This is a genomic window from Pseudomonas sp. B1-22 (assembly GCF_050474425.1).
Classification (GTDB): domain Bacteria; phylum Pseudomonadota; class Gammaproteobacteria; order Pseudomonadales; family Pseudomonadaceae; genus Pseudomonas.
On sequence record NZ_JBCHVH010000001.1, the window covers coordinates 557,046 to 583,102 of the forward strand.

The following is a 26,057-nucleotide window of genomic DNA, read 5'->3' on the forward strand; positions in this document are numbered from 1 at the left end:
GCCGCTATTAGCCAGGTACAGGGTGCCGAAGCTGCCGACCAGTTTTTGCTGGTAGTTGGTTCCGTTGATATCGAAGGACCCGGTGGTCGCTCCGTCGATCGTATAGGTCGCACTGTCGCCGGCATCACGGTCCGCCGTCGTCAGCTGGCCGGTCACGCTGGTGAAGGTGTCATCGCCCGAGGTATCGAAATAAGTCTTGGCCGTCAGCGAGGCGGAAAGCTCGGGCGTGTCGTTGGCACCGGTCAGGCTGATGGTCAGGGTCTTGGTATCGGTCGCATTCGAGCCGTCGGTGACCTTGAGCGTGAAGTTCTCACTGGCGTTGGTCTTGAGCCCTTCGATGGCCCCGTCGTCGGGGACGTATTCGTAGGCACCGCTATTAGCCAGGTACAGCGTGCCGAAGCTGCCAACCAGTTTTTGCTGGTAGGCGGTTCCGTTGACATCGAAGGACCCGGTGGTCGCTCCGTCGATCGTATAGGTCGCACTGTCGCCGGCATCGCGGTCCGCCGTCGTCAGCTGGCCGGTCACGCTGGTGAAGGTGTCGTCTGCCGAGGTGTCGACATAAGTCTTGGCGGTCAGCGAGGCATTGAGCCCGGGCGTATCGTTGACGCCCTTCAGGCTGATGCTGATGGTCTGGGTGGCGCTGTCGGCCGTGTCGTCGGTTGCGCTGACCGTGAAGTCCACGGCCTGGGTGATCTTCAGGCCCTCCACCGCCGCATCGTTGGCGACGAACTTGTAGGCGCCGCTCGTGGTGTTCAGGTAGAAGGTGCCGTAGGCCGAACCCTTCTGCACGTCGAAGCCCAGGCTATCCCCCGTCCCGCTCGCGGCGACGGAGCCCGCTAGCTTGTAGCTCACCGTATTGCCGTCGGAATCGCTGCCGTGCAGGGTGCCGGTCACAGCGGCATAGGTGTCGTCGCCCGCCGTATCGGTCACCGTGCCGTTGCTGACGGTGTCCAGAGTCGGCGCATGGTTGACGCTGGTGATCAGCGTGCCGCTGGTGTCGACGTACTTTCCTTCGCCGCTGATCGAGCTGTCGCTGGTGACTCGCACACCAATGGTCAGGAGCGTCGGGTTGCTCGCTAGCAGCGCGGTGATGGCCGTCGGCAGGTCGAGCGTCGTCGCCGAGAATGACATCGACTCGCCGGCGGTGAGATAGCTGATCTTGTTGACGCCGTCCGATCCGAGCCCGGTGCTGGAAACCTTGTAGACGTCGTCCCAGGTAATGCCGGTGCCATTCATGTTGAGGCTGTTGTCGGACTTGGCCAGGGTGACCGTTCCTTCAACGAGCTTGTCGCCATCCGAGAACCAGAGCGCATTGAGGTCCAGGTGCCCGGTTGTACAGGTCACCGTGAAGGTGCCGGCGCTGTTGTAGACGACCTTGAACTGCAAACCGGACGCGGCAGAACCGAAGTCCCACTGATATTCGCTCATGATCCTTCCCTCACATCAAAGCTGAAATGCCTCGGACAACCTCTGTTTTGGAGCTCGCGGCCAATTAATCCCTGATTTGGGATCCTGCGGATTCGGGGTGGGGGAGTCTTTCGAGCCGCCAAGAGGGGGGCTGCAAGCGTGGTGAGTGCCGACGTCGGTGCAGGTCGATTCTTCGTCGTCCCGGAAAACTGCGCACTTTACGGTGGCAACGCTTATCGAAACCTCCCATCCATGCATCCGTCAGGTCATTGGTTTCTTGATTCTCCGCTCGGTACCAAACCCGCTCAGGTGCATGGAGCACTCGACGCAACCGATATAAGGAATACGGGCCCAATAACGCGGCTGCATACCTTTACGTTGCTTTGGCTTTACACCCAATTCAGGTTTGTACTGCCCTTGGACGGTAGCTCAATGCCATTAAAGTGTTCGTCGGTTCGACGGGGAATTGACGAAATGCAGGGGTTAATCCGATGAGTGGCGAAAAGCGTCAATATCCAAGCGTCAGCCGCAAGGGCGAATAGGTTGGCCGCAATGAAAAACGCCAGTCTCAGACCGGCGTTTTCTTTTGTTGCTGGCGGTATTCGCCGGGTGTCTGGTCGGTCCAGGCCTTGAAGCTGCGGTGGAATGAGCGCGACTCGGTGAAGCCCAGGTACTGGGCGATGTCCTGGATGGGCAAATCACTGTGCACCAGATAATGCTCGGCCAGTTCCTGGCGCAGTTCGTCGAGGATCTGCTGGTAGCTGGTGCCGGCCTGTTGCAGGTGGCGCTGCAGGGTGCGCACGGTCATCTCGAAGCGCTCGGCGACGCGCTCCTTGCGCGGCAGGCCGTCCTTGAGCAGCAGGCGCAGCGCGTTTTTCACCCGCAGCGGCAAGGGTTCGTCGTCGTCCAGTTCGGCCATCAGCGCCAGGGCGTGCTCTTCCAGCGTGCGCAGCAGGTTGGCGTCGGCCTGGCGCAGCGGGTAGCTGAGCAATTGCAGGGGCACCAGCAAGGCGCTGCAGGGTTGCCCGAAACGCACCGGGCAGCAGAACAGCTGCTCGTACTCGGCAACGTCGGTGCCTTGGGGTTGAGCGTGTTCGAACCAGACTTCCTGCGGTGAGCCATTGGTGTCGGCGATCCAGCGGGCATAGAGAAGCCATGAGGCAAGCACGTTCTCCACCATGTGCCGGCGGATCGGCGCTGCGTCGTGGCGGCAGTTCCAGATCAGCTTCACATGATCGTCCGCCGGCTCCAGCGCACTGGTGCCCATGTCGCCCACCAGTTTCTCGTACGGAATGATCCGGCCCATGGCTTCGCCGAGATTGGCGCAGTTCATGGTGATGTAGCCGAGTACGCTCCAGGAGCCGGGTTGGACGAAGCGCGCCGAGTGCAACCCGAACAGCGGGTCGCCGGAGTGTGTGCAGAGATACTGCAGCAGGCGCTCATGGGCCTCGCTGGGCAGGCGCTGGCTGTTGTCGCTCAGTTGCGAGCGTTCGAGGCCCGCGGCCTGCAAGGCAGCGTCCAGGTCCATGCCGAGGGATTCGGCGTGGCGCAGGTATTTCAGCAGGGCGGGGACGGAGGTGTAGCCGAGGGAATGCATGGCGCTCGTTCTTGTTCTGGTGTCTCGATCGGCAACTGCGCCTGTCTTGATCCGACAGTGACAGGGCAGGGCGGCTGGCTAGTATAGGCAGCCATCAGGCGCTATCGAAACAGTAAAAAGGAGCGGGCATGCGACGCTGGAACGGCTGGGGTGAGGAAACGACGGTAGTGGAACTGCCCGAGAACGGGCGCGGTTTTCTCGCCGAGCTGGTTGGCGCTGGCCAGCCATTGCCGGATGCCACGCTGGAGAGCGTGCTGGCGAAAGTACCGACTTCGCGTCTGCCGGAGCACCCGCTGGTGGTGCGTGATGCCCGTGATCGCCTCCTGCACGCCCGTGGCCAGAGCCTGCCGGACTGGCTGGCGATGCGCGAAGGCGAATTCGGCGTGTTCCCCGATGGTGTCGCCTACCCGCAGACCGCCGAGCAGATTCGCGAACTGTTGCGTTTCGCCGAACTCTGGGACTGCCTGGTGATCCCCTACGGCGGCGGCACCTCGGTGGCCGGCCACATCAATCCGCCGGCGTCCGACAAGGCGGTGCTCACCGTTTCCCTGGAACACATGAACCGCCTGCTGGAGCTGGACGAACAGAGCCTGATCGCCACCTTCGGCCCTGGTGCCAACGGCCCGCAGGTAGAAAGCCAGTTGCGCGCCCGTGGCTATACCCTCGGACACTTCCCGCAGTCGTGGGAACTCTCCACCCTCGGCGGCTGGGTCGTCAGCCGTTCCAGCGGCCAGCAGTCGCTGCGCTACGGACGCATCGAGCAACTCTTCGCCGGCGGCTCGCTGGAAACCTTCGCCGGCACACTGGAGATCCCCACTTTCCCGGCCTCCTCGGCAGGGCCTGATCTGCGCGAGGTGGTGATGGGCTCCGAAGGGCGCTTCGGTATCCTCTCCTCGGTGAAGGTACGTGTTACTCGCATCGCCGAGGACGAGCGTTTCTATGCCGTGTTCCTGCCGTCCTGGGAGCAGGCGCTGGAAGGCATCCGCACCCTGGTGCAAGCGCGGGTGCCGCTGTCGATGCTGCGCCTGTCCAACGCCATCGAGACCAAGACCCAGCTCGCGCTCGCCGGCCACCCCGGGCAGATCGCGTGGTTGGAGCGCTACCTGAAGATGCGCGGCGCGGCGGAGGGCAAGTGCATGCTGACCTTCGGCGTCACCGGCGACCGGGCGCAGAACGCCACCTCGCTGCGCGCTGCGCGCCGCCTGCTCAAGGGATTTGGCGGCGTGTTCACCGGCACCCTGCTGGGCAAGAAGTGGGCGCAGAACCGCTTCCGCTTCCCCTACCTGCGCGAGGCGTTGTGGGAGAACGGCTACGTGGTGGACACCCTGGAAACCGCCACCGACTGGTCCAACGTCGACAACCTGCTGAACCGCATCGAAGCCAGTCTGCGCGACGGCCTGGCCGCCGAGGGCGAGCGGGTGCACGTGTTCACCCACCTCTCCCACGTCTATGGCGAAGGGTCGAGCATCTACACCACCTACGTGTTCCGCCCGGCAGGCAGCTACGCGCAGACCCAGGAGCGCTGGCGCAAGCTCAAACACGCGGCGAGCCAGACCATCGTGCAGAACCGCGGCACCATCAGCCACCAGCACGGCGTGGGCAAGGATCACGCGCCCTACCTGCCGGTGGAGAAGGGCCCGCTGGGCATGGCGGCGATCAAGGCGCTGGCCGGGCATTTCGACCCGTCCGGCCGGATGAACCCCGGCACCCTGCTGCAGGACTGACGGCATGTCCGCCTGGAACGCAGCCTGGCGTGAAAAGGCGCTGTCTGAGCTGGCGACACGCGACTGGGACCTGATCGTGGTCGGCGGTGGCATCAGCGGTGCCGGCATCCTGAGGGAGGCCGCGCGGCGCGGCTGGAGCTGCCTGCTGATCGAGCAGCGCGACTTCGCCTGGGGCACTTCCAGTCGCTCGTCGAAGATGGTCCACGGCGGCCTGCGCTACATCGCCAAGGGCCAGTTCGGCCTGACCCGCGACTCGGTGCGCGAACGCCAGCGTCTGCTCGGCGAAGCGCCGGGGCTGGTCGATCCGTTGAGCTTCATCATGCCGCACTACCGGGGCGGCTTCCCCGGCCCGCGGGTGTTCGGCACGCTGCTGTCGCTGTACGACGCCCTGGCCGGGCGGCGCAATCATCTGTTCTACCGGCTCGAAGAGCTGCGTTACCTGGCGCCCGGGCTGAAGGAAGAGCACCTGCTGGGCGGCACTCGCTTCCAGGATGCGGTGACCGACGATGCGCGCCTGGTGATGCGCGTGATCGCTGAGGCGCGGGCTGAAGGTGCCGAGGCGCTGAACGGCCTGAAGGTGATTGAACTGGAACGCCGCGATGGCCGTGTGCAGGGCCTGCTCGCCGAGGACCGCGAGAGCGGCCGGCGCTTCGGCTTCCGCAGCCGCGCCGTGGCGTTGGCCACCGGCGCCTGGGCCGATGCGCTGCGGCAGAAGCAGGGCAGCGAACACATCCGTCCGCTGCGCGGCAGCCACCTATTGTTGCCGGCCTGGCGCTTGCCGGTGGCCCATGCCTTCAGCTTCATGCATGGCCAGGACAAGCGCCCGGTATTCGTCTTCCCCTGGGAGGGCGCGACGGTGGTTGGCACGACCGACCTCGATCACCGTGACAGCCTGGATGACGACGCGGCCATCAGTCGCGAAGAGCTGGACTACCTGCTGGCCGCCTGCGCCCAGCAGTTCCCGTCCGCACAGATTACCGCCACGGACGTGCGCTCCACTTGGTCCGGCGTGCGTCCGGTGGTCAGCGATGGCGCCCTGACGCTCAAGCCTTCGGATGAAAAGCGCGAACACGCACTGTGGGTCGAGCCCGGCTGCGTGACCCTGGCCGGCGGCAAGCTCACCACCTTCCGCCTGTTGGCGCTGGAGGTGCTGGAGGCCTGCGCGCCGATGCTGGAACGGCCGCTGGAAGCCGCGGGAGAGAGCGTCTTCAGCACCGGCGCCGCCGTGGTATTGCAGGGCCTGACACCGACCCAACGGCGCCGCCTGAGCGGCCGCCATGGACGTGCGTTGCCGGAGCTCGCACGCCTGCTGAAAAGCGTAGGCACCGGACGCATCGGCGACACCGACTGCCTCTGGGCCGAACTGGCCTGGGCGGCGGAGGGGGAAATGGTGCTGCACCTGGACGACCTGTTGCTGCGCCGCACCCGTATCGGCCTGCTGCTGGCCGACGGCGCCACCGCCGAGCTGCCGAAGGTCCGTGCACTGTGCCAGCCGCGCCTGGGTTGGGACGATGCCCGCTGGAAGCAGGAAGAACAGGATTACCTGGCGCTCTGGCGGCGTTGCTACAGCCTGCCGGACCCGCGCTGAGCGGGCGCCTGTCAAGAACAAGAAGGATCGCACCTTGAGCGAACAGAACTACCTGCTGGCCATCGACAACGGCACCCAGAGCGTGCGCGCACTGCTTTTCGACCTGGAGGGAAACCTTGTCGGCAAGGGCAAGGTGGAGCTGGAGGCCTATTTCTCCGACCACCCCGGCTGGGCCGAGCAGCACCCGGACTATTACTGGGAACAACTGGGCGAGGCGTGCAAGCGTTTGTGGGCCAGCGTGGACATCGATCGCAGCCGCATCCGTGGCGTGTCGCTCACCACCCAGCGTGGCACGGTGATCCACGTCGATGAAGCGGGGCAGGCCCTGCGCCCGGCGATCATCTGGCTGGACCAGCGCCGCGCCGAGCTGGGCGAGTCGATCAAGGGCCCCTGGGGCTGGCTGTTCAAGCTGGTGGGTGCGCAGGGCGCGGTGGACTACTTCCGCACCCAGGCCGAAGTGAACTGGGTGGCCCAGCAGCAGCCGGACATCCACCGCCGCACCCACAAGGTGCTGCTGCTCTCCGGCTTCCTCACCCAGCGCCTGTGCGGGCGCTATGTGGATTCGGTGGCGTGCAGCGTCGCCTACCTGCCATTCGACTACAAGAAACTGCAATGGGCCGCGCCGCGCGACTGGAAGTGGCAGGCGCTGGACGTGCGTCGCGAGCAACTGCCGGAGCTGCTCAAACCCGGCGAGCGGCTGGGCGAGATCAGCGCCGAAGCGAGCCGTCACACGGGGATTCCCGAGGGCCTGCCACTGATCGCCGCAGGTGCGGACAAGGCCTGCGAAGTGCTCGGCGCCGGCGCCATCGATCCCACCGTAGCCTGCCTGTCCTATGGCACCACGGCGACCATCAACACCACGCGCTCGTGCTACCTGGAAACCATCCCGCTGATCCCGCCGTACCCGGCAGCGATCCCCGACCACTTCAACACCGAGGTGATGATCTACCGGGGTTTCTGGATGGTCAGCTGGTTCAAGCGCGAGTTCGGCCTGCGCGAAATGCAGCGCGCCGCCGAGCTCGGCGTCGAGCCGGAGAAACTGTTCGACGAGCTGGTGAACAGCGTGCCCGCCGGCTCCATGGGCCTGATGCTGCAACCCTACTGGACCCCCGGCATCCGTGAGCCGGGGCTGGAGGCCAAGGGCTCGATCATCGGCTTCGGCGACGTGCATACCCGTGCGCACATCTACCGCGCCATCCTCGAAGGCCTGGCCTATGCGTTGCGCCAGGGCAAGGAGCGCATCGAGAAGCGCTCCGGCACCCGCATCCAGCGCCTGCGCGTGGCCGGTGGCGGCTCGCAGAGCGATGCGGCGATGCAGCTCACCGCCGATATCTTCGGTCTGCCGGCGGAGCGCCCGCACGTCTACGAGGCATCCGGCCTGGGCGCGGCCATCGACTGCGCGGTGGGGCTCGGACTCTACCCGGACTTTGCCAGCGCCATCGCCGCCATGACCCGCGTGGGCGAGGTCTTTCAGCCACGTCCCGAGGCGCAGCGCACCTACGAACGGCTGTACAACGAGGTCTACCAGCGCATGTACAAGCAGCTCAAGCCGCTGTACCAGAGCATCCGCGAGATCACTGGTTATCCGGCGTGAACCGGCTGGATTAAGGTTGGCGCAAGTCCTGTCCGCTACTCTGGGGTCACAGTTAGGGGAATTATCGGGAGACGGCCGACCATGACGAAACCCAGGGCCATGCTGATCCTGCATGGCAAGCAGGCAACCAATGACGCGGTGCGCGAGGCGGTGAAGACCACGCGCCGGGCCGGGCGCAAGCTGGATGTGCGGGTGACCTGGGAGGGTGGAGACGCCCGGCGTCTGGTCCAGGAAGCATTGGCGGCCGGTTACACGACCATAGTCGCCGGCGGGGGCGACGGTACCGTACGCGACGTGGCCGAAGCGCTGGTCCAGTGCGAGGGACGGGCCAGCCTGGCGATCCTGCCGCTGGGCACCGCCAACGATTTCGCCCGCGCCGCCGGGGTACCGCTGGAGCCGGCGGCTGCGCTGGCGCTGCTGGAAATCCCGCCGCGCCCGGTTGATATCGGTGAGATGGACGGCCATCTGTTCCTCAACATGGCCACCGGCGGCTTCGGCTCGAAGGTCACCGCCAACACGCCCGAGGAGTTGAAGAAGCTGCTGGGCGGCGCCGCCTACCTGCTGACCGGCCTGACGCGTTTCTCCGAGGTGCACACCGCACGCGGGAGCTTCCGTGGGCCGGGCTTCCACTGGGAAGGTGAGTTTCTCGCCCTGGGCATCGGCAACGGCCGGCAGGCCGGCGGCGGACATGCGCTGTGTCCGGAGGCGTGGGTGGATGACGGGCTGCTGGACGTCAGCATCCTGCCGGCGCCGCAGGACATGGTCGACGCGCTGGGCGCCTTGCTTGGCAGTGGGTTGGGTGGCCAGGAGGTGTTCGTCCGCGCGCGCCTGCCCTGGCTGGAAGTGGATGCCGCCGAGGGGCTGGACGTAAATCTCGACGGCGAGCCGCTCGGAGGACGACACCTGCGCTTCGCGGTGCGGCCGAACGCGCTGTCCATGCACCTGCCGGAGGACTCTGCGCTGCTGGCCAAGGCGCTGCCGTCCCGCTGAAGCGTACTGGCAGCCTGTGAGGGAGTCGGGCATGATGGCTTCGAGCCATTATCCTGGATCGGGATGACTGGCCGATAGCCTTTCGCACGATCCCTTTCGAAGCAGGAGCAGGCATGGCCGGTATTCTCGACAGCGTCGATTCACGCACCCAGCTGGTGGGACAGAACCGCCTGGAAATCCTCGTCTTCCGCCTGGCCGGACGGCAGCAGTTCGCGATCAACGTGTTCAAGGTGCAGGAAGTCCTGCAGCTGCCGCGCCTGACCCTGATCCCGCAGCGCCACCCGATGATCTGCGGGGTGATCAACCTGCGCGGCCAGACCCTGCCGGTGATCGACCTGTCCCGCGCCATCGGCATGCGCGCGCTGACTCCTGATGCGAACAGCACCATCATCGTCACCGAGTACAACCGCTCGGTGCAGGCCTTCCTGGTCGGCGGGGTGGAGCGCATCCTCAACCTCAACTGGGAGGCGGTACAGCCGCCGCCCGGTGGCGCCGGGCGGCAGCACTACCTCACCGCGATCACCAAGGTGGACGACCGCCTGGTGGAAATCATCGACGTGGAGAAGGTGCTGGCCGAGATCGTACCAATGAACACCCGCGTATCCGCCGATCGCCTGGACGACGAACTGCTCGAACGCACCCGTGGTCGCGAAGTGCTGGTGGTGGATGACTCCAGCGTGGCCATTACCCAGTTGCGCGACACCCTGACCCAGCTCGGCCTGCGCCTGCACGTGGCCACCGATGGCCTGCGTGCGCTGCAGCAGCTCAAGCGCTGGGCGGACGAGGGGCATGACATGGAAGAGAAGCTGCTGATGGTCTTCACCGATGCCGAGATGCCCGAGATGGACGGCTACCGGCTGACTACGGAGATCCGCAACGACCCGCGCCTGCGGGACCTCTACGTGGTACTGCACACCTCGCTGTCGGGCAGCTTCAACGACGCCATGGTGAAGAAGGTCGGCTGCGATGACTTCCTCTCCAAGTTCCAGCCGGATCAGCTAGTGGAGGTGATCCGCCGCCGGGTACAGAAAGTCCCCGCCTGACGTCGATCCTCCCTGTAGGAGCGGGCCATGCCCGCGATCGCGCCCATGGGGCGCTCCTACAGGGCGTAGGAGCGGACCTTGCCGCGAAGTCCCGCCGGGTAACTCCACTGCAACAGGCGCGCACCTGCCGCGCCTCCTTCCCCTACGCCATTGCTAGGCGCCCGCTCCACCCCGTATAAGGTCGCTTTCGCCCACGTGAAAGGACGCCCCGATGTACAGCCTCAGCGAACTCTACCGCTACCCGGTCAAATCCACCGCCAATGAACCCCTGCAGTCTATCCGCCTGGACGCGCTGGGGCTGGAAGGTGACCGCCGCTGGATGGTGGTCGAAGCCGCCAATGGTCGCTTCCTGACCCAGCGCCTGTTGCCGCAGATGGGGCGCATCGAGGCGCGCTGGCAGGATGACTTCCGGGCGCTGCGCTTGCGCGCGCCGGGCATGGATGACTTGCTGGTGGACGTTCCGGGCCGCGACGACAATCTGCGTGGCGTGGTCATCTGGCGCGACATGCTGCAGGTGCCGGATGCCGGCGATGCCGCCGCCCAGTGGCTGAGCACCGTCCTCGGTCGTGACGTGCGTCTGGTGCAGATGCCCAAGCAACGCGCGCGGCAGGTGGATACCGCCTATGCCGAGCCGGGCGAGCAGGTGCATTTCGCCGATGGCTTCCCGCTGCTGCTGATCGGTCAGGGCTCCCTGGATGATCTTTCCGCGAAGGTCGGCCGCCCGCTGGAGATGCTGCGCTTCCGTCCGAACCTGGTGGTGGCCGGTGCCGAGCCGTTTGCCGAGGACAGCTGGAAACGCATCCGCATTGGCGACGTCACCTTCAAGGTGGCCAAGCCTTGTGCGCGCTGCATTCTCACCACCATTGACCCACACACCGGCGAGCGCGATGCCAACCGTGAACCGCTGGCGACTCTGCTGGGTTACCGCAACGTCAATGGCGAGGCGCTGTTCGGGCAGAACCTGATTGCCCTGAATGGCGGCGAGCTGCGCGTGGGCATGGATGTGGAAGTTCTGGAGTAGGGCCAAGGCCAATCGGCGTATAACGCGGACGTCGTACGTCCTTGCTGCCAATACCGGGGTGGGCACCTTTTGTAGGAGCGAGCTTGCTCGCGAACCGCCCAACGCCAGAGCTGCCGGTGGGTTTGTTCGCGAGCAAGCTCGCTCCTACAGATAGCCTGCAACCGTTTGCGGCTGCTGGCCGTCGGACCGACGCCTTTGGCCACACCATCGTCAGGCGTGGCCAACGGCTCTCGTCTTACAGCTTGGCCTCGACGCAACCGGTGCTCTGGCACTCGCGCTCCCGCTCGCGCAGCACATCCAGGCGTTCGTTGGTCTTGTCCACCGCGCACTGCAGGTTCACGAAGTAGCCATCGTCGCGCTCATAGCTGCATTGCGCGTCGCGGTCCTTGATCCAGGCGATCTGGCTCTTTTTCAGCGCGGCCTTCTGGCCATCGTTGAGCAGCTTGCGCAGGGTGCCGAATTCCTGGTTCAGCTCGCGGTCGACCTGGGCGTACTCGGTGCTCAGGCAGTACACGCTGTCGAAGGCGTTGCGCGGCTTTTCACAGGCGGCCATTGCCAGGTTGGCGCCCAGCAGGCCGGCGGCGAGGGCGGTGAAAGACAGGAGGGGCTTGCGCATGGGAATTTCCTTTTCCTTGAGGGGATGAAAACCGCCCGGCGGGTGCCGGGCGGGGAGTGGATCAGAGTTCGTCGAAGAAGCGCTCGTGCCAGTCGACGATGGGCTGCGGGGCGTTGAGCTTCTGCCCGTAGATCACCGCGTAGGACAGCACGTTCTGCACGTAGGTGCGGGTCTCGTCGAACGGGATGGTCTCTACCCAGACGTCGAAGGCCAGGTGGCGCGCATCCTTCAGCCACTGGCGCACGCGTCCGGGGCCGGCGTTGTAGGCCGCGGTGGCCAATACGCGGTTGCCGTTGAACTGGGCGTGCACCTGGCTGAGGTAGGCGGCGCCGAGCTGGATGTTCACGTCCGGCAGGATCAGCTGTTGCGGCGAGGCCAGCGGGATGCCGAAGCGCTTCGCGGTTTCCTTGGCGGTGCCCGGCATCAGCTGCATCAGGCCGGTGGCGCCGACGCCCGAGCGCGCATCGGACATGAAGGCGCTCTCCTGGCGGGTGATGGCGAACACCCAGCTCGAATGCAGGCCGCGATTGCGCGCCTCGCGCACCAGGGTGTTGCGGTGCGCCATGGGGAAACGGATGTCCAGGTCGTCCCAGTACTTGGCCTGGCTGATCGCGCGGATCGCCGGGAAGTACCACTGCATGTCATAGGCGATCTTCGCCTGGGCCAGCAGTTCGTCGTGGCTCAGGTGGCGGGCGGCGTGGTACCACTCGCGACGGGCGTTGATGATCTCGCCACGGGCATAGAACTCCAGGGCGCGGCGCGTGCACGGGGCGTTGCGCACGCGCAGCAGGGTGCCGGCATCGGGTGAGACGGGGCGGTTGTTCAGGTGGTAGGGCGCATTGATCCGGTCGGCGGCGAGGAAGCCGTAGAAGTCGCGCTCATCGGCCACCGGCTTGTACAGGCTGATGGCCTGCTGGTTCTGCGGCTGCGCCAGTTGCAGGGCACGCGCCTTCCAGTACTTCCAGCGGTTGGTGTCGGCCAGTTCCGGCGGCAGCGCACGGGTCAGCTCGTAGGCGTCTTCCCAGCGGCCCAGGCGCAGCAGCAGGCGCAGGCGCCATTCGGTGACGGTGTTGTCGCGCAGTTGCGGGTCGTACTTCTCCATCAGCGGCAAGGCGCGCGAGTCGTAGCTGCGCGCCAGGCTCAGGCCGATCTCGCGGGCGATGGAAACTTTCTCGTCGCTGGAGAAGGGCAGTACCGAGCTGTAGTAGTCGAGCAGGCCGATGGCCCTTTCCGGGTCCTGCTTGGCCAGGCGGCGCAGACCCAGGCCAACCACGTCGGCGGTGGCATGGTCACGGGCAGTGAAGCGCGTGGTCTGGCTGACCTGGGAGGGGTTCTGCGCCACGCTGACCATCAGCGCGCCCTGGCTGCCCAGGGTCGGCAGGCGTTTCGACAGGGTGGTCGCCAGGCCATAGTTGCGGGCCTCGGCGGCGAGCTTCAGGCGCTTCCAGACCTTCTCTTCGGTGAGCTGCCCGTCGGCCTGCCACAGGGCGAAGGTGGTGTCGCAGGCGTCAGGCTGCGGCTTGCCCACCAGCCAGAGTTTTTCGGCGGTGGCGTAGCCTTCGGCCTTGTCGCCATGGCCGAGCTGGTACTGGCCGTAGAGGCAATCCAGCTCGGTGAAATTCATCTTCGGATCGTAATAGGTGACGAAGGTGGGCCAGTCGCCGCGGTCGGCCAATTGGCGCATCCAGCGCAGTTTCAGCCAGTTGATCTGCGGCAGGTCGCCGTGCTCGCTGATGAAGCGTTCGATCTCGGCGTTGCTGGCGCTTTTCAGACGGTTGGTCAGCTCGTCATAGGCCAGGTAGGGTTCCAGCGGATAATCGGCGAGCGCCGACTGGTAGCGGAAGTAGGGGCCGCTGTCATTGCGGGCGAGGGCTTTTTGCGCCTCGTCGTACATCTGGCGCTGCTGGGACAGGGACGCTGCGTTGGCCGTGTGGGCGGACAGGCTGAGGACGAAACAGGACAACAGTGTGAAAAGACGACCGCGCATGGCACTTCCGTGATGATGATCGGAGGGCGGGCGAAGGCTCGCGCCGCTGCCGGTAGCTTAGCCGTTGCGCCGGGGTGGTGAAAGCGCCATCCAAGGCTGCTGAGCGGCAGTCGATGATTGCGCGCAACCCTCTGACTTTTCCGCGCTTTCCCGTAAACTGCGCGCCCTGCTTGTGGAGATGCCCCATGACCCTGCTGAAGTTCACCGATGTGTCCCTTGCCTTTGGCACTACGCCCTTGTTGGACAAGGTGTCCTGGCAGATCGCCCGGGGCGAGCGGGTCTGCGTCATCGGCCGCAATGGCACCGGCAAGTCGAGCATGCTCAAGCTGGTCAAAGGCGAGCAGAAGCCCGACGACGGCGATATCTGGCGCGCGCCTTCGCTGAAGATCGGCGAGCTGCCCCAGGAACTGCCGCGCGCCGATGACCGTACCGTCTACGACGTGGTGGCCGAAGGCCTGGCCGAAGTCGGCGAGCTGCTGGCGCGTTATCACCACCTGAGCCTGCACATCGAGAACGAGGACGACCTGGCCAAGCTGGCCCGCGTCCAGCAGGAACTGGAAGCCCGCGATGGCTGGCGCCTGGGGCAACTGGTAGACACCACCCTGAGCCGCCTGCAGCTGCCGGCCGACAAGACTCTCGCCGAGCTGTCCGGTGGCTGGCGCCGCCGCGTGCTGCTGGCCCAGGCACTGGTCGCCGAGCCCGACCTGCTGCTGCTGGACGAGCCGACCAACCACCTGGACATCGGTGCCATCGCCTGGCTGGAAAACGCCCTGGCCGACTTCCCCGGCGCCGTGCTGTTCATCACCCACGACCGCGCCTTCCTGCAGGCCGTGGCCACCCGCATCCTCGAACTGGATCGCGGCCACCTGATCGACTGGAACGGCGACTACGCCAGCTTCCTGGTGCACAAGGAGCAGGAGCTGGCAGCGGAAGAGGCCGCCAACGCGCTGTTCGACAAACGCCTGGCCCAGGAAGAAGTGTGGATTCGCCAGGGCATCAAGGCCCGTCGTACCCGTAACGAAGGCCGCGTGCGCGCGCTCAAGGCGATGCGTAACGAGCGCGCCGAGCGCCGCGAGCGCCAGGGCAAGGCCAGCTTCCAGCTGGAGACGGCGGAGAAGTCCGGCAAGCAGGTGATCGTCGTCGAAAATGCCGGCTTCGCTCACCCGGGCGGCCCGGCGCTGATCCGTGATTTCTCCCTGGTGCTGCAGCGCGGCGACCGCATCGGCCTGCTGGGTGCCAACGGCACCGGCAAGACCACACTGCTCAAGCTGCTGCTGGGCGACCTGCAGCCGACCTCCGGCACCGTCAAGGAAGGTACCCGACTGGAAGTGGCCTATTTCGACCAGTTGCGTCACCAGCTGGAGCCGGAAAAGACCGTCATCGACAACATTTCCGAAGGTCGCGAATTCATCACCATCAATGGGCAGAACCGCCACGTACTCAGCTACCTGGGCGATTTCCTGTTCTCCCCGCAACGCGCCCGCACCCCGGTGAAAGCGCTGTCCGGTGGCGAACGGGCACGCCTGTTGCTGGCGAAGCTGTTCAGCAAGCCGGCCAACCTGCTGGTGCTGGATGAACCGACCAACGACCTGGACGTGGAAACCCTGGAACTGCTGGAAGAGGTGCTGCTGACCTTCGACGGCACCGTACTGATGGTCAGCCACGACCGGGCCTTCCTTGACAACGTGGTGACCAGCACGCTGGTGTTCGAAGGCGAGGGGCGTGTGCGCGAGTTCGTCGGTGGCTACCAGGACTGGCTGCGCCAGGGCGGCTCGCCCAAATTGCTGGGCGTGGGTGAGGAGAAGGGCGACAAGCCCGCTGCCGAACCTGCCCCGGTGCAACCGGCAGCGGCAGCCAGCGCCACGGCGGAAGCCGCCGCGCCGAAGAAAAAACTGAGCTACAAGCTGCAGCGCGAGCTGGAAGCCATCCCCGGGCAGATCGACGCCCTGGAGGCCGAAATGGCCGCGCTGCAGGAAGAAACCGCGTCGCCGGACTTCTACCAGCGCCCGCAGGGTGAAACCCAGGCTGCCCTGGCGCGCCTGAGCTCCCTGCAGGAAGAGCTGGACCGGTTGATCGAGCGCTGGGCCGAACTGGAGGAGTGATCCGTTCGGTCCGGCGATGTGCCCGTGCGTGTCGCTGATCAAAGACTGTTTAGAGCCTGTTCAAAATCTTGCGAGCTAGAGCAGAACAAGGCGCAACGACCAGCGGGAGTAACAGCCGAAGGCTGGCCCGAAGGGCGAGCGCCAGCGAGTCAAACAGGCGAGGAAGCGGAGTTTACGAGCTGTAAATGAGCATGACTCGCTACGCTCGCCCCTTCGGGGCCGCACTGACGTGCGTTAGCCGCAAGCGGCTTCCGAGCCTGTTTTTAACGCCGTTATGCCGACGTGCAGCAGATTTTGGATAGGTTCTTAGGGATGGCCGAATGGCAATCGATTACCGCATCACCCTGGATGATGAGCACGAGTTCAGTTACCGCATCGAAGTGGACCGCCGTTACGACCCGGAAGCTGCCGCCCAGGCCCCGCGCTGGACGCGCCTTGAGTACAACCAGTGCAGCAACTGCCCGCTGAGCGCGCAGCAGTGCAGCCATTGTCCCGCGGCAGTGGACCTGCACCAGGTGATCGAGGATTTTCGCGGCCTGCCGGCCTTCAAGAAAGCCTCGGTGCAGGTGCGTACGCCGGAGCGTGAGTACATCAAGCACGCGGGCCTGGAAGAGGGCCTGCGCGCGCTGCTCGGGGTGATCATGGCGACCAGCGCCTGCCCGCTGCTGAGCAAGCTCAAGCCCATGGCGCAGCAGCACCTGCCGTTTGCCAGCAACCAGGAGTTCATCCTGCGGGCAGTGTCGCTGTACCTGATGCGGCAGTACTTCAACTTCCGCGAAGGGCGGCATGCGGACTGGGAGCTGAAGGGGCTGGTGAAGCAGTTCCAGCAGTTGCAGCTGGTAAACCAGGCGTTCTGGCAGCGCATCCACGAAACCTGCGAGAGCGACTCGAACCTGAAGGCCTTCCTCAGCTTCTTCTCCATGGCGTCGAGCATGAGCTACTCGCTGGAGGCGCAGTTGCAGAAGGTGCGTCCGCTGCTGATGAGCGGCGATATGCTCTGAGGCGGGACGCGGCGGGCCCTGGGGCCCGCCGTATCGATCAGCTGGTTTTCTGCAGGCGGACGGCGAGGACGTCGCAGGGCGCACCGTGCAGCACGTCGTTGGCGGTGGAGCCCAGCAGCAGGGCGAGACCGTGACGGCCATGGCTGCCGACCACGATCAGGTCGCAGCCCTGCTCATCGGCTAGGCGGTGGATTTCCTGGCGTGGCTGGCCGTAGACCAGGTGGCACTGGGAGCTGGTGATTTCCGAGTAGGTGAGGGTGAACTGGTGCAGGCGTTCCTTGGCCTGGTCGAACTGCTGCTGTTGCAGCATCGACAGGTCCATCGGCACATCGCCGCCGAAGGCCATCGCCATGGGCTCGACGACATGCACCGCCGAGAGCCGGGCGTCGTTGGCCTTGGCCAGCGCAACGGCTCGCTTCATCACCGGATCGCATTCTTCAGTCAGGTCGACGGCGACCAGAATGTGTTGGTAGGGCATGAGCGTCTCCTCCGGGGGACTTGTTAGTATCAGTATGGCCCGATTGGCCATGTTTGACCGGTATACCCGATATGACCGTTTGGATGGTGATCCTGCTCATTGCGCTGGTGCTCAGCCCGCTGACCTGGCTGATTCCCTCGCGGGGCCAGCGTGGGCAGATGGACCTGCGCCTGCAGGCGCGGCGGCTTGGGCTGGCCATGCAGATCGCGCGCCAGGAATGGCCGCACTGGATGGAGCGGCAGCCGCCACGCCAGTGCGCGCAGTACCACCGCGCCCGTGGCAGGAACCGGGATGCCTGGTGTTACTGGCAGAGCGAGCCGGGCGTGTGGCTGGACCGCTGGCGCGAGGCGAGCGCCACGGGCGAGTTGGCCCAAGCGCTGGCCGGCCTGCCGAAGGATGTCTACATGGTCGAGGCGACGCCCCAGTTCCTGGCGCTGTACTGGGGCGAGCGGGGCGACAGCGGGGACCTGCAACGGGTCGCCGATTTCCTCAAGCAGCATGCCTGACGCGATCAGCTCTGCTGCGCCGCGTAGAGACTGGAGACGGCCTCCAGGTCTTCGATGATGCGGTCGGAATACTTGTTGATCAGGAAGGGCACGCTGTTCTTGTTGTAGTTCTGCAGCGACTTCTCGATGTAATGCCATTTGATTGCCACCGAGCGCAGCGTCTTGCCGATCTCCGGCGTGGTCTGCGGCGCCTGCTGCAGCTTCACCAGATTGATCGCGAAACGGTTGGCCAGGTCATCCAGCGGTCGCTCCTCGCCGCCGCCGAAGAAGCTCGCGCCGACCGAGGCGTTGCGCGAGGCGTAGTCTACGGCGATGTCCTGCATCAGCAGGCTCTGCTCACGGGTCTGCTGGGTCAGCGGCGGGACCTTGCTGCCGCTTTCATCCTGGATCTTCGTGTAGAGCTGGTCGGCGGTCTCCAGCAGCTTGCGGTTCTGCGTCGCGAGGTCGGCCACTGGCTGCAGGTCCGTATAGCCGCTCTTGTCCAGCGCGCCGGTCAGCGTCTGCAATTGGGCCGCATAGACTTTCCACTGGTCCTGGAGTTGCGCCTTGAGTTTCGTGGATTCGGTGCCGGGCATGGTCCCCAGCTTGCCCAGCGCTTCGCCGGCACTCTGTGAGGACGCCTCCACCAGCCGTGCGTACTTCTGGTCGCCTTCCATCGCATTGAACATGAAGAAGTCCCCCAGGCTGCGCTGGGCGGCCAGGCGCATCTGGTGGAGGCTGAGCAGGTCGCTGGCGGCATCCGCCATGGCGAAGAGGGGGAGGGCAGTAAGTGCGAATGCAGACAATAGACGTACAAGCGAACGGCTTGTCATCGTTCCATCTCCTTGGAGCCATGGGCTTCTTGTTGTTGTGTTCCACAGGTTCCAGGCGGTCCGGGCTGGCCGGCGGGCGATGTCCTTTCGTCCGACGGCAGCAGGCAGATCGCCATTGCCGTCGGACTCTAACGTGCGCTCCCGCGTTTGAACAGTTGTATACCGAGCTTTCCGGTACGCAGGTGCCAGATGCAAATTGTCACGATAGGTGTGGTGAATAGAGGTGGGTGAGCTTGCTGAATGCTCCGGCCCAGACGTTCCGGCCGCTTTGCGACTGTTGCGTCTCGCCGATTGACAAGCAACGGCTTTTCCTAGAAGGTGGGCACACCCAAATCAAACGGGCGTATGAATCGAGCGTTTGCATCATGCGATGACTCGGTCAGAACGCCCCGGCTATCGCGTCGGCGGGTGTGCCGCCAGCTTTGGGACTATCCTCGGCGACTGCCGGGCAGTCTCGATACACGGCGTCCGACGTGTGATTTCAAGCTTCCCTAGCGTGGAGATCAGTTGATGATTTACCAAGGTAAAGCCATCACGGTTAAGGCTCTTGAGAGCGGCATCGTCGAACTGAATTTCGACCTCAAGGGCGAGTCCGTCAACAAGTTCAACCGACTCACCCTGAATGAACTGCGCCAAGCAGTCGATACCATCAAGGCCGATGCGTCCGTCAAGGGCGTGATCGTGACCAGCGGCAAGGGCGTGTTCATCGTCGGCGCCGACATCACCGAGTTCGTCGACAACTTCAAGCTGCCCGACGAAGAGCTGCTGGCCGGCAACCTCGAAGCCAACAAGATCTTCAGCGACTTCGAAGACCTGAACGTTCCCACCGTGGCCGCGATCAACGGCATCGCCCTGGGCGGCGGTCTGGAAATGTGCCTGGCTGCCGACTTCCGTGTCATGAGCGCCACCGCCAAGGTCGGCCTGCCGGAAGTGAAGCTGGGCATCTACCCGGGCTTCGGCGGCACCGTGCGCCTGCCGCGCCTCATCGGCTGCGACAACGCGGTCGAGTGGATTGCCTCGGGCAAGGAAAACAAGGCTGAAGACGCGCTGAAAGTCGGCGCCGTCGACGCCGTCGTGGCTCCCGAGCAGCTGCAAGCCGCCGCCCTGGACCTGGTCAAGCGCGCCATTTCCGGCGAGCTGGATCACAAGGCCCGCCGTCAGCCGAAGCTGGAAAAGCTCAAGCTGAACGCCATCGAGCAGATGATGGCCTTCGAAACCGCCAAGGGCTTCGTCGCTGGCCAGGCCGGCCCGAACTACCCGGCTCCGGTCGAAGCCATCAAGTCGATCCAGAAAGCCGCCAACTTCGGCCGTGACAAGGCGCTGGAAATCGAAGCCCAGGGCTTCGTGAAACTGGCCAAGACCTCGGTTGCGCAGAGCCTGATCGGCTTGTTCCTGAACGACCAGGACCTGAAGAAGAAGGCCAAGCAGTACGACGAGATCGCCAAGGACGTGAAACTGGCCGCCGTACTGGGCGCCGGCATCATGGGTGGCGGCATCGCCTACCAGTCCGCTTCCAAGGGCACTCCGATCCTGATGAAGGATATCCGCGAAGAGGGTATCCAGATGGGGCTGAACGAAGCCTCGAAGCTGCTGGGCAAGCGCGTCGAAAAAGGCCGCATGACCCCGGCCAAGATGGCCGAGGCCCTGAATGCCATTCGCCCGACCATGTCCTACGGCGACTTCGGCAATGTCGACATCGTTGTCGAAGCCGTGGTCGAGAATCCGAAGGTCAAACAGATCGTTCTGGCTGAAGTTGAAGGCGTGGTGAAGGAAGATGCGGTGCTCGCATCCAACACCTCCACCATCTCCATCAACCTGCTGGCCAAGGCGCTCAAGCGCCCGGAAAACTTCGTCGGCATGCACTTCTTCAACCCGGTGCACATGATGCCGCTGGTCGAAGTCATCCGTGGCGAGAAGTCCAGCGACGTCGCCGTCGCCACCACCGTGGCCTACGCCAAGAAGATGGGCAAGAACCCCATCGTGGTGAATGACTGCCCCGGCTTCCTGGTCAACCGAGTGCTGTTCCCGTACTTCGGCGGCTTCTCCAAGCTGCTGGGCTTCGGCGTGGACTTCGTGCGCATCGACAAGGTCATGGAGAAGTTCGGCTGGCCCATGGGCCCGGCCTACCTGTCCGACGTGGTCGGCATCGACACCGGCCACCACGGCCGCGACGTGATGGCTGAAGGCTTCCCGGACCGCATGGCCGTGGAAGGCAAGACCGCTGTCGACGTGATGTACGACGCCAATCGCCTGGGCCAGAAGAACGGCAAGGGCTTCTACGCCTACGAGACCGACAAGCGCGGCAAGCCTAAGAAAGTCTCTGATCCGCAGGCTTATGAGCTGCTGAAGTCCATCGTTGTCGAAGAGCGCGAGCTGACCGACGAGGACATCATCAACTACATGATGATCCCGCTGTGCATGGAAACCGTGCGCTGCCTGGAAGACGGCATTGTCGAGACCGCTGCCGAGGCCGATATGGGCCTGATCTACGGCATCGGCTTCCCTCCCTTCCGTGGCGGTGCCCTGCGTTACATCGACTCCATCGGTGTGGCCGAATTCGTCGCACTGGCCGACAAGTACGCCGACCTGGGTGCGCTGTACCACCCGACCGCGAAGCTGCGTGAAATGGCCAAGAACGGCCAGAAGTTCTTCGGTTGAGTGCGCAACGAATAGAGCGAGAGTGAATTTATGAGCCTGAATCCGAGAGACGCCGTCATTGTCGACTTCGGCCGCACCCCGATGGGCCGTTCGAAGGGTGGCATGCACCGCAACACCCGCGCGGAGACCATGTCCGCGCACCTGATCAGCAAAGTCCTGGAGCGCAACCCGAAGATCGACCCGGCGGAAGTCGAGGACGTGATCTGGGGCTGCGTGAACCAGACCCTGGAGCAGGGCTGGAACATCGCGCGCATGGCGTCGCTGATGACCCAGATCCCGCACACCAGTGCCGGCCAGACCGTCAGCCGCCTGTGCGGTTCGTCCATGAGCGCCCTGCACACCGCCGTGCAGGCGATCCAGACCGGCAACGGTGACGTCTTCGTCATCGGCGGCGTGGAGCACATGGGCCACGTCGGCATGATGCACGGCGTCGACCCGAACCCGCACCTGTCGCTGTATGCCGCCAAGGCGTCCGGCATGATGGGCCTGACCGCCGAAATGCTGGGCAAGATGCATGGCATCACCCGCGAGGCGCAGGACAAGTTCGGTGTGCGTTCGCACCAGCTGGCCTGGAAAGCGACCCAGGAAGGCAAGTTCAAGGACGAAATCATCCCGATGGAAGGCTACGACGAAAACGGCTTCCTGAAGGTCTTCGACTTCGACGAAACCATCCGTCCGGACACCACCCTGGAAAGCCTGGCGGCCCTGAAGCCGGCGTTCAACCCGAAAGGCGGCACCGTGACCGCGGGTACTTCCTCGCAGATCACCGACGGCGCTTCCTGCATGATCGTGATGAGCGCCCAGCGCGCCCAGGACCTGGGCATCCAGCCGATGGCCGTGGTTCGCGCCATGGCCGTTGCTGGCGTCGATCCGGCGATCATGGGCTACGGTCCGGTTCCGTCGACCAACAAGGCGCTCAAGCGCGCCGGCCTGACCGTCAACGACATCGATTTCTTCGAGCTCAACGAAGCCTTCGCCGCACAGGCCCTGCCGGTGCTGAAGGACCTCAAGGTGCTCGACAAGATGGACGAGAAGGTCAACCTGCACGGCGGCGCCATCGCCCTGGGTCACCCGTTCGGCTGCTCCGGTGCGCGCATCTCCGGCACCCTGCTGAACGTGATGAAGCAGAACGGCGGTACCCTGGGCGTGTCCACCATGTGCGTGGGCCTCGGCCAGGGCATCACCACCGTCTTCGAACGCATCTGACGATCCCGTCTACGCTGTCGAAGATGGACGAGCCGGGGCCTTGTGCCCCGGCTTTTGTTTTTCGGCCCCGCCCGGTGGGGATTGCCGGGGACGAGGGCAACATGGACAATCGCGGCCTTTTTTCTGCCAGCCGCAAGAGGACGACCCATGCAACTGCAGACCGGACTGTATCGACACTACAAGGGGCAGCAGTACCGTGTGCTGGGTGTGGCACGGCATTCCGAGACCGAAGAGACGCTGGTGATCTACCAGGCGCTGTACGGTGAATTCGGCCTCTGGGTTCGTCCACTGAGCATGTTCACCGAGGCGGTGGAAGTGAACGGCGAGCGGGTTCCGCGCTTCGCCCTGGTCAGCGCGGAAAACGACCCGCTGGGTCTCCAGGAAGGCCCGTCCGGCGAAACCCAAGCTTGACCTTGGCGTGACCGCCACTATATATAGCGGTGCCGCTCCAAGCGCCTCCCTCCTTATTTATTCATCTTTTCGACGCAGGAATATTCCGATCCATGGGTAAATCGCTGGTCATCGTGGAATCACCGGCCAAGGCCAAGACCATCAACAAGTACCTGGGCAACCAGTACGTGGTGAAGTCGAGCATCGGCCACATCCGCGACCTGCCCACCAGCGGCTCTTCCGCTTCGAAGGAGCCTGCGGCCAAAGCGCGCAAGACGGCAGCTGAAGCGCCGGCCCTGTCGCCGAAGGAGAAGGCCAAGCGCCAGCTCTTCACCCGCATGGGCGTCGATCCGGAGCACGGCTGGAAGGCCAAGTACGAGATCCTGCCCGGCAAGGAAAAGGTGATCGACGAGCTGCGCCGCCTGGCCAAGGATGCCGACACCATCTATCTCGCAACCGACTTGGACCGCGAAGGGGAGGCCATTGCCTGGCACCTGCGCGAGGCCATCGGCGGCGATGACTCGCGCTACAAGCGCGTGGTCTTCAACGAAATCACCAAGAAGGCCATCCAGGAGGCCTTCTCCCAGCCCGGCGAGCTGGACATCAACCGCGTGAACGCCCAGCAGGCGCGCCGCTTCCTCGATCGCGTGGTGGGCTACATGGTCTCGCCGCTGCTGTGGGCGAAGATCGCCCGCGGCCTTTCCGCCGGCCGCGTGCAGTCGGTGGCGGTGAAGCTGGTGGTCGAGCGTGAGCGCGAGATCCGTGCCTTCGTCCCGGAAGAATACTGGGAAGTGCATGCCGATCTCGGCACGCCGAAGAACGACAAGGTCCGCTTCGAAGTGGTGCGCGAGAAGGGTGAAGCCTTCAAGCCGCTGAACGAAGCCCAGGCCATGGCCGCCCTGGAGAAGCTCAAGGCGTCCAGCTACAGCGTCTCCAAGCGCGAGGACAAGCCGACCTCCAGCAAGCCCTCGGCCCCGTTCATCACCTCCACCCTGCAGCAGGCCGCGAGCAACCGCCTGGGCTTCGGGGTGAAGAAGACCATGATGATGGCCCAGCGTCTCTACGAAGCCGGCTACATCACCTACATGCGTACCGACTCGACCAACCTGTCGGCCGACGCCATCGATATGGTGCGTGGCTTCATCGACAGCGAGTTCGGCAAGAAATACCTGCCGGCCAAGCCGAACTTCTATTCCAGCAAGGAAGGCGCCCAGGAAGCGCACGAAGCGATTCGTCCGTCCGACGTCAACCTGCGTCCGACCCAGCTGTCGGGCATGGAGCGCGATGCCGAGCGCCTGTACGACCTGATCTGGCGCCAGTTCGTGGCCTGCCAGATGCCGCCGGCCGAATACCTGTCCACCACCGTCAGCGTTGCCGCTGGTGACTTCGAGCTGCGCGCCAAGGGCCGCATCCTCAAGTTCGACGGTTACACCAAGGTGCTGCCGCAGCAGAGCAAGCCGGGCGAGGACGACGTCCTGCCGGAGATGAACCAGGGCGAAGCCATGAAGCTGCTCAAGCTCGACCCGAGCCAGCACTTCACCAAGCCGCCGGCGCGTTTCTCCGAAGCCAGCCTGGTCAAGGAACTGGAAAAGCGTGGCATCGGCCGTCCGTCCACCTACGCGGCGATCATCTCCACCATCCAGGAGCGCGGCTACGTCACCACCCACAACCGCCGTTTCTACGCGGAAAAGATGGGCGATATCGTCACCGACCGCCTCAACGAGAGCTTCTCCAACCTGATGGACTACGGCTTCACCGCCGGCATGGAAGAGCACCTCGATGACGTGGCGCAGGGCGAGCGCGACTGGAAACACCTGCTGGACGAATTCTACGGCGACTTCCGCAAGAAGCTCGACCTGGCCGAAGCCGCCAACGACGGCATGCGCGCCAACCAGCCGACCCTGACCGACATCCCCTGCCGCGAGTGCGGCCGGCCGATGATGATCCGTACCGCCTCCACCGGCGTGTTCCTCGGCTGCTCGGGCTACAGCCTGCCGCCGAAAGAGCGCTGCAAGGCCACGATCAACCTGATTCCGGGCGACGAAATCGCTGCGGATGACGAAGGCGAATCCGAATCCCGCGTACTGCGTGGCAAGCACCGCTGCCCGATCTGCAGCACCGCGATGGACGCCTACCTGGTCGACGAGAAGCGCAAGCTGCACATCTGCGGCAACAACCCGGACTGCGCCGGCTACGAGATCGAAGAAGGCCAGTACCGCATCAAGGGCTACGAAGGCCCGAGCCTGGAATGCGACAAGTGCGGCAGCGAGATGCAGCTCAAGACCGGCCGTTTCGGCAAGTTCTTCGGTTGCACCAATCCGACCTGCAAGAACACCCGCAAGCTGCTGAAGAACGGCGAGCCCGCCCCGCCGAAGATGGACGCCATCCGCATGCCGGAACTCAAGTGCGAGAAGGTGGACGACATCTACGTACTGCGTGACGGCGCTTCCGGCCTGTTCCTGGCCGCCAGCCAGTTCCCGAAGAACCGCGAGACCCGCGCTCCGCTGGTGGCCGAACTGGTGCCGCATAAGGATGAGCTGGATCCGAAGTACCACTTCCTGCTTGCCGCTCCCGCAAAGGACCCGGATGGCCGCCCGGCGGTGATCCGCTTCAGCCGCAAGACCAAGGAGCAGTACGTGCAGTCCGAGGTCGACGGCAAACCCACCGGCTGGCGTGCGTTCTTCGACGGCGGCAAGTGGAAGGTCGAAGACAAGCGCTGATGGAAGGCGCGCCCCGCTGAGGCGGGGCGTGCTTATACTGCCGACGTGGATTGCGAGAGGGCCTGGCCATGGCGCACGAACTCTATACCCGTACCAACCAGAAGCTGTTCTTCGCCGGCCTCGCCCTGGAAGCCTGGCGCACTGCCGAGTCGGCCCGCGCGATGAACGCCCAGGCGCGCATCCAGGCCGAGCGCGAAGCGGCACTGTTCCATCTCTATGGTGCGGTGCTGGGTGTGGCCCATGAGATCGCCGGTTACTACCGCCTGCCGCAGGCGGGCGCGCCGCGCGTCGACATGCTGCTGAACGCCGACGTGCTGGCCGCCGCCCCGAGCCCGGAGCTGGCGGAAATGGTCGAGCTGGCGCAATCGCCGGAAGCATGGTTGGGCCGCCTGCTGGCCGCCTACGCTGCGCTGTTCCAGCCGCCGAGCGAGCCGAAGAAGGCCAAGGTCGATCCGACCCAGCCGCTGATCCAGGCGGTGAATGTCGATGACGAAGCGCCGGTCGAGTTGAGCAACGACGAGCTAGAAGCCTGGCGGAAATCCCTGAAAGAGCTGGTGCTGCGCTTCCGCGCCTCGCTGACCGAGCTCTGATTGGTGCATTGATCCACAGCTGCGACC

Annotated in this window: 20 protein-coding genes; 14 read left to right on the forward strand and 6 right to left on the reverse strand. The window is 64.8% G+C overall.

Translation table 11 applies throughout. From position 1 onward, the window contains the following. The coding region (locus ACQ5BL_RS02695; RefSeq protein WP_430292775.1) for a VCBS domain-containing protein at positions 1 to 1,428 on the reverse strand (1,428 nt) is incomplete at its 3' end. Between the two features lie 547 nt (positions 1,429 to 1,975). After that, positions 1,976 to 3,004 (reverse strand): AraC family transcriptional regulator, encoded by a 1,029-nt coding sequence (locus tag ACQ5BL_RS02700; RefSeq protein ID WP_243805112.1) that lies wholly within the window; start codon positions 3,002 to 3,004, stop codon positions 1,976 to 1,978. Between the two features lie 128 nt (positions 3,005 to 3,132). Here ACQ5BL_RS02700 and ACQ5BL_RS02705 point away from each other — a divergent pair, with 128 nt between their 5' ends. The 6 genes from ACQ5BL_RS02705 to ACQ5BL_RS02730 all read left to right on the forward strand — a co-directional run bounded on the left by ACQ5BL_RS02705 (position 3,133) and on the right by ACQ5BL_RS02730 (position 10,964). Continuing rightward, positions 3,133 to 4,728, forward strand: coding sequence for an FAD-binding oxidoreductase (locus ACQ5BL_RS02705; protein WP_243805111.1), 1,596 nt, complete (start codon positions 3,133 to 3,135; stop codon positions 4,726 to 4,728). Between the two features lie 4 nt (positions 4,729 to 4,732). Next, positions 4,733 to 6,316, forward strand: coding sequence for a glycerol-3-phosphate dehydrogenase/oxidase (locus tag ACQ5BL_RS02710; protein ID WP_243805110.1), 1,584 nt, complete (start codon positions 4,733 to 4,735; stop codon positions 6,314 to 6,316). Positions 6,317 to 6,350: 34 nt separating this feature from the next. Then, positions 6,351 to 7,910: an FGGY-family carbohydrate kinase gene (locus ACQ5BL_RS02715; RefSeq protein WP_243805109.1), complete on the forward strand. Its 1,560-nt coding sequence runs from the start codon at positions 6,351 to 6,353 to the stop codon at positions 7,908 to 7,910. An 81-nt stretch (positions 7,911 to 7,991) separates the two neighbouring features. Continuing rightward, a complete protein-coding gene (gene yegS, locus ACQ5BL_RS02720; protein WP_243805108.1) occupies positions 7,992 to 8,900 on the forward strand; it encodes a lipid kinase YegS in 909 nt (302 codons plus the stop codon). A 113-nt stretch (positions 8,901 to 9,013) separates the two neighbouring features. Further along, positions 9,014 to 9,943 (forward strand): chemotaxis protein CheV, encoded by a 930-nt coding sequence (locus tag ACQ5BL_RS02725; protein WP_243805107.1) that lies wholly within the window; start codon positions 9,014 to 9,016, stop codon positions 9,941 to 9,943. A gap of 211 nt (positions 9,944 to 10,154) precedes the next feature. Further along, positions 10,155 to 10,964 (forward strand): MOSC domain-containing protein, encoded by an 810-nt coding sequence (locus tag ACQ5BL_RS02730; RefSeq protein WP_243805106.1) that lies wholly within the window; start codon positions 10,155 to 10,157, stop codon positions 10,962 to 10,964. A 235-nt stretch (positions 10,965 to 11,199) separates the two neighbouring features. Here the strand turns inward: ACQ5BL_RS02730 and ACQ5BL_RS02735 are convergent, their stop codons facing one another. Together ACQ5BL_RS02735 and ACQ5BL_RS02740 are read right to left on the reverse strand one after the other, a co-directional pair. Beyond that, positions 11,200 to 11,580 (reverse strand): lysozyme inhibitor LprI family protein, encoded by a 381-nt coding sequence (locus ACQ5BL_RS02735; RefSeq protein ID WP_243805105.1) that lies wholly within the window; start codon positions 11,578 to 11,580, stop codon positions 11,200 to 11,202. 61 nt (positions 11,581 to 11,641) lie between these two features. Beyond that, on the reverse strand, positions 11,642 to 13,567 hold the full coding sequence (locus ACQ5BL_RS02740) for a transglycosylase SLT domain-containing protein (RefSeq protein WP_243805104.1): 1,926 nt from the start codon (positions 13,565 to 13,567) through the stop codon (positions 11,642 to 11,644). Between the two features lie 185 nt (positions 13,568 to 13,752). On the opposite strand from ACQ5BL_RS02740, the gene ACQ5BL_RS02745 reads away from it, so the two are divergent. Continuing rightward, positions 13,753 to 15,669 (forward strand): ATP-binding cassette domain-containing protein, encoded by a 1,917-nt coding sequence (locus ACQ5BL_RS02745; protein ID WP_243805103.1) that lies wholly within the window; start codon positions 13,753 to 13,755, stop codon positions 15,667 to 15,669. Positions 15,670 to 15,989: 320 nt separating this feature from the next. Continuing rightward, entirely contained in the window at positions 15,990 to 16,670 is a 681-nt protein-coding gene (locus tag ACQ5BL_RS02750; RefSeq protein WP_243805102.1) for a DUF6901 family protein, read from the forward strand. 37 nt (positions 16,671 to 16,707) lie between these two features. Here the strand turns inward: ACQ5BL_RS02750 and ACQ5BL_RS02755 are convergent, their stop codons facing one another. After that, complete coding sequence (locus ACQ5BL_RS02755) at positions 16,708 to 17,148, reverse strand: universal stress protein (RefSeq protein WP_207884398.1); 441 nt, start codon at positions 17,146 to 17,148, stop codon at positions 16,708 to 16,710. Between the two features lie 71 nt (positions 17,149 to 17,219). Between ACQ5BL_RS02755 and ACQ5BL_RS02760 the strand changes: the two genes are divergently transcribed. Then, positions 17,220 to 17,654, forward strand: coding sequence for a hypothetical protein (locus ACQ5BL_RS02760; protein ID WP_243805101.1), 435 nt, complete (start codon positions 17,220 to 17,222; stop codon positions 17,652 to 17,654). A gap of 5 nt (positions 17,655 to 17,659) precedes the next feature. On the opposite strand, the gene ACQ5BL_RS02765 is transcribed toward ACQ5BL_RS02760, so the two are convergent. Next, positions 17,660 to 18,466: a hypothetical protein gene (locus ACQ5BL_RS02765; RefSeq protein ID WP_243805100.1), complete on the reverse strand. Its 807-nt coding sequence runs from the start codon at positions 18,464 to 18,466 to the stop codon at positions 17,660 to 17,662. Between the two features lie 510 nt (positions 18,467 to 18,976). Here ACQ5BL_RS02765 and fadB point away from each other — a divergent pair. The 5 genes from fadB to ACQ5BL_RS02790 all read left to right on the forward strand — a co-directional run bounded on the left by fadB (position 18,977) and on the right by ACQ5BL_RS02790 (position 26,030). Next, complete coding sequence (fadB, locus tag ACQ5BL_RS02770) at positions 18,977 to 21,124, forward strand: fatty acid oxidation complex subunit alpha FadB (protein ID WP_243805099.1); 2,148 nt, start codon at positions 18,977 to 18,979, stop codon at positions 21,122 to 21,124. A gap of 30 nt (positions 21,125 to 21,154) precedes the next feature. Next, positions 21,155 to 22,330: an acetyl-CoA C-acyltransferase FadA gene (fadA, locus tag ACQ5BL_RS02775; protein ID WP_207884402.1), complete on the forward strand. Its 1,176-nt coding sequence runs from the start codon at positions 21,155 to 21,157 to the stop codon at positions 22,328 to 22,330. 147 nt (positions 22,331 to 22,477) lie between these two features. Further along, entirely contained in the window at positions 22,478 to 22,741 is a 264-nt protein-coding gene (locus tag ACQ5BL_RS02780; RefSeq protein ID WP_207884403.1) for a DUF1653 domain-containing protein, read from the forward strand. A gap of 92 nt (positions 22,742 to 22,833) precedes the next feature. Beyond that, positions 22,834 to 25,440, forward strand: coding sequence for a type I DNA topoisomerase (topA, locus tag ACQ5BL_RS02785; protein ID WP_243805098.1), 2,607 nt, complete (start codon positions 22,834 to 22,836; stop codon positions 25,438 to 25,440). A gap of 68 nt (positions 25,441 to 25,508) precedes the next feature. Beyond that, complete coding sequence (locus ACQ5BL_RS02790) at positions 25,509 to 26,030, forward strand: DUF6586 family protein (RefSeq protein ID WP_243805097.1); 522 nt, start codon at positions 25,509 to 25,511, stop codon at positions 26,028 to 26,030. Positions 26,031 to 26,057: the final 27 nt, after the last annotated feature.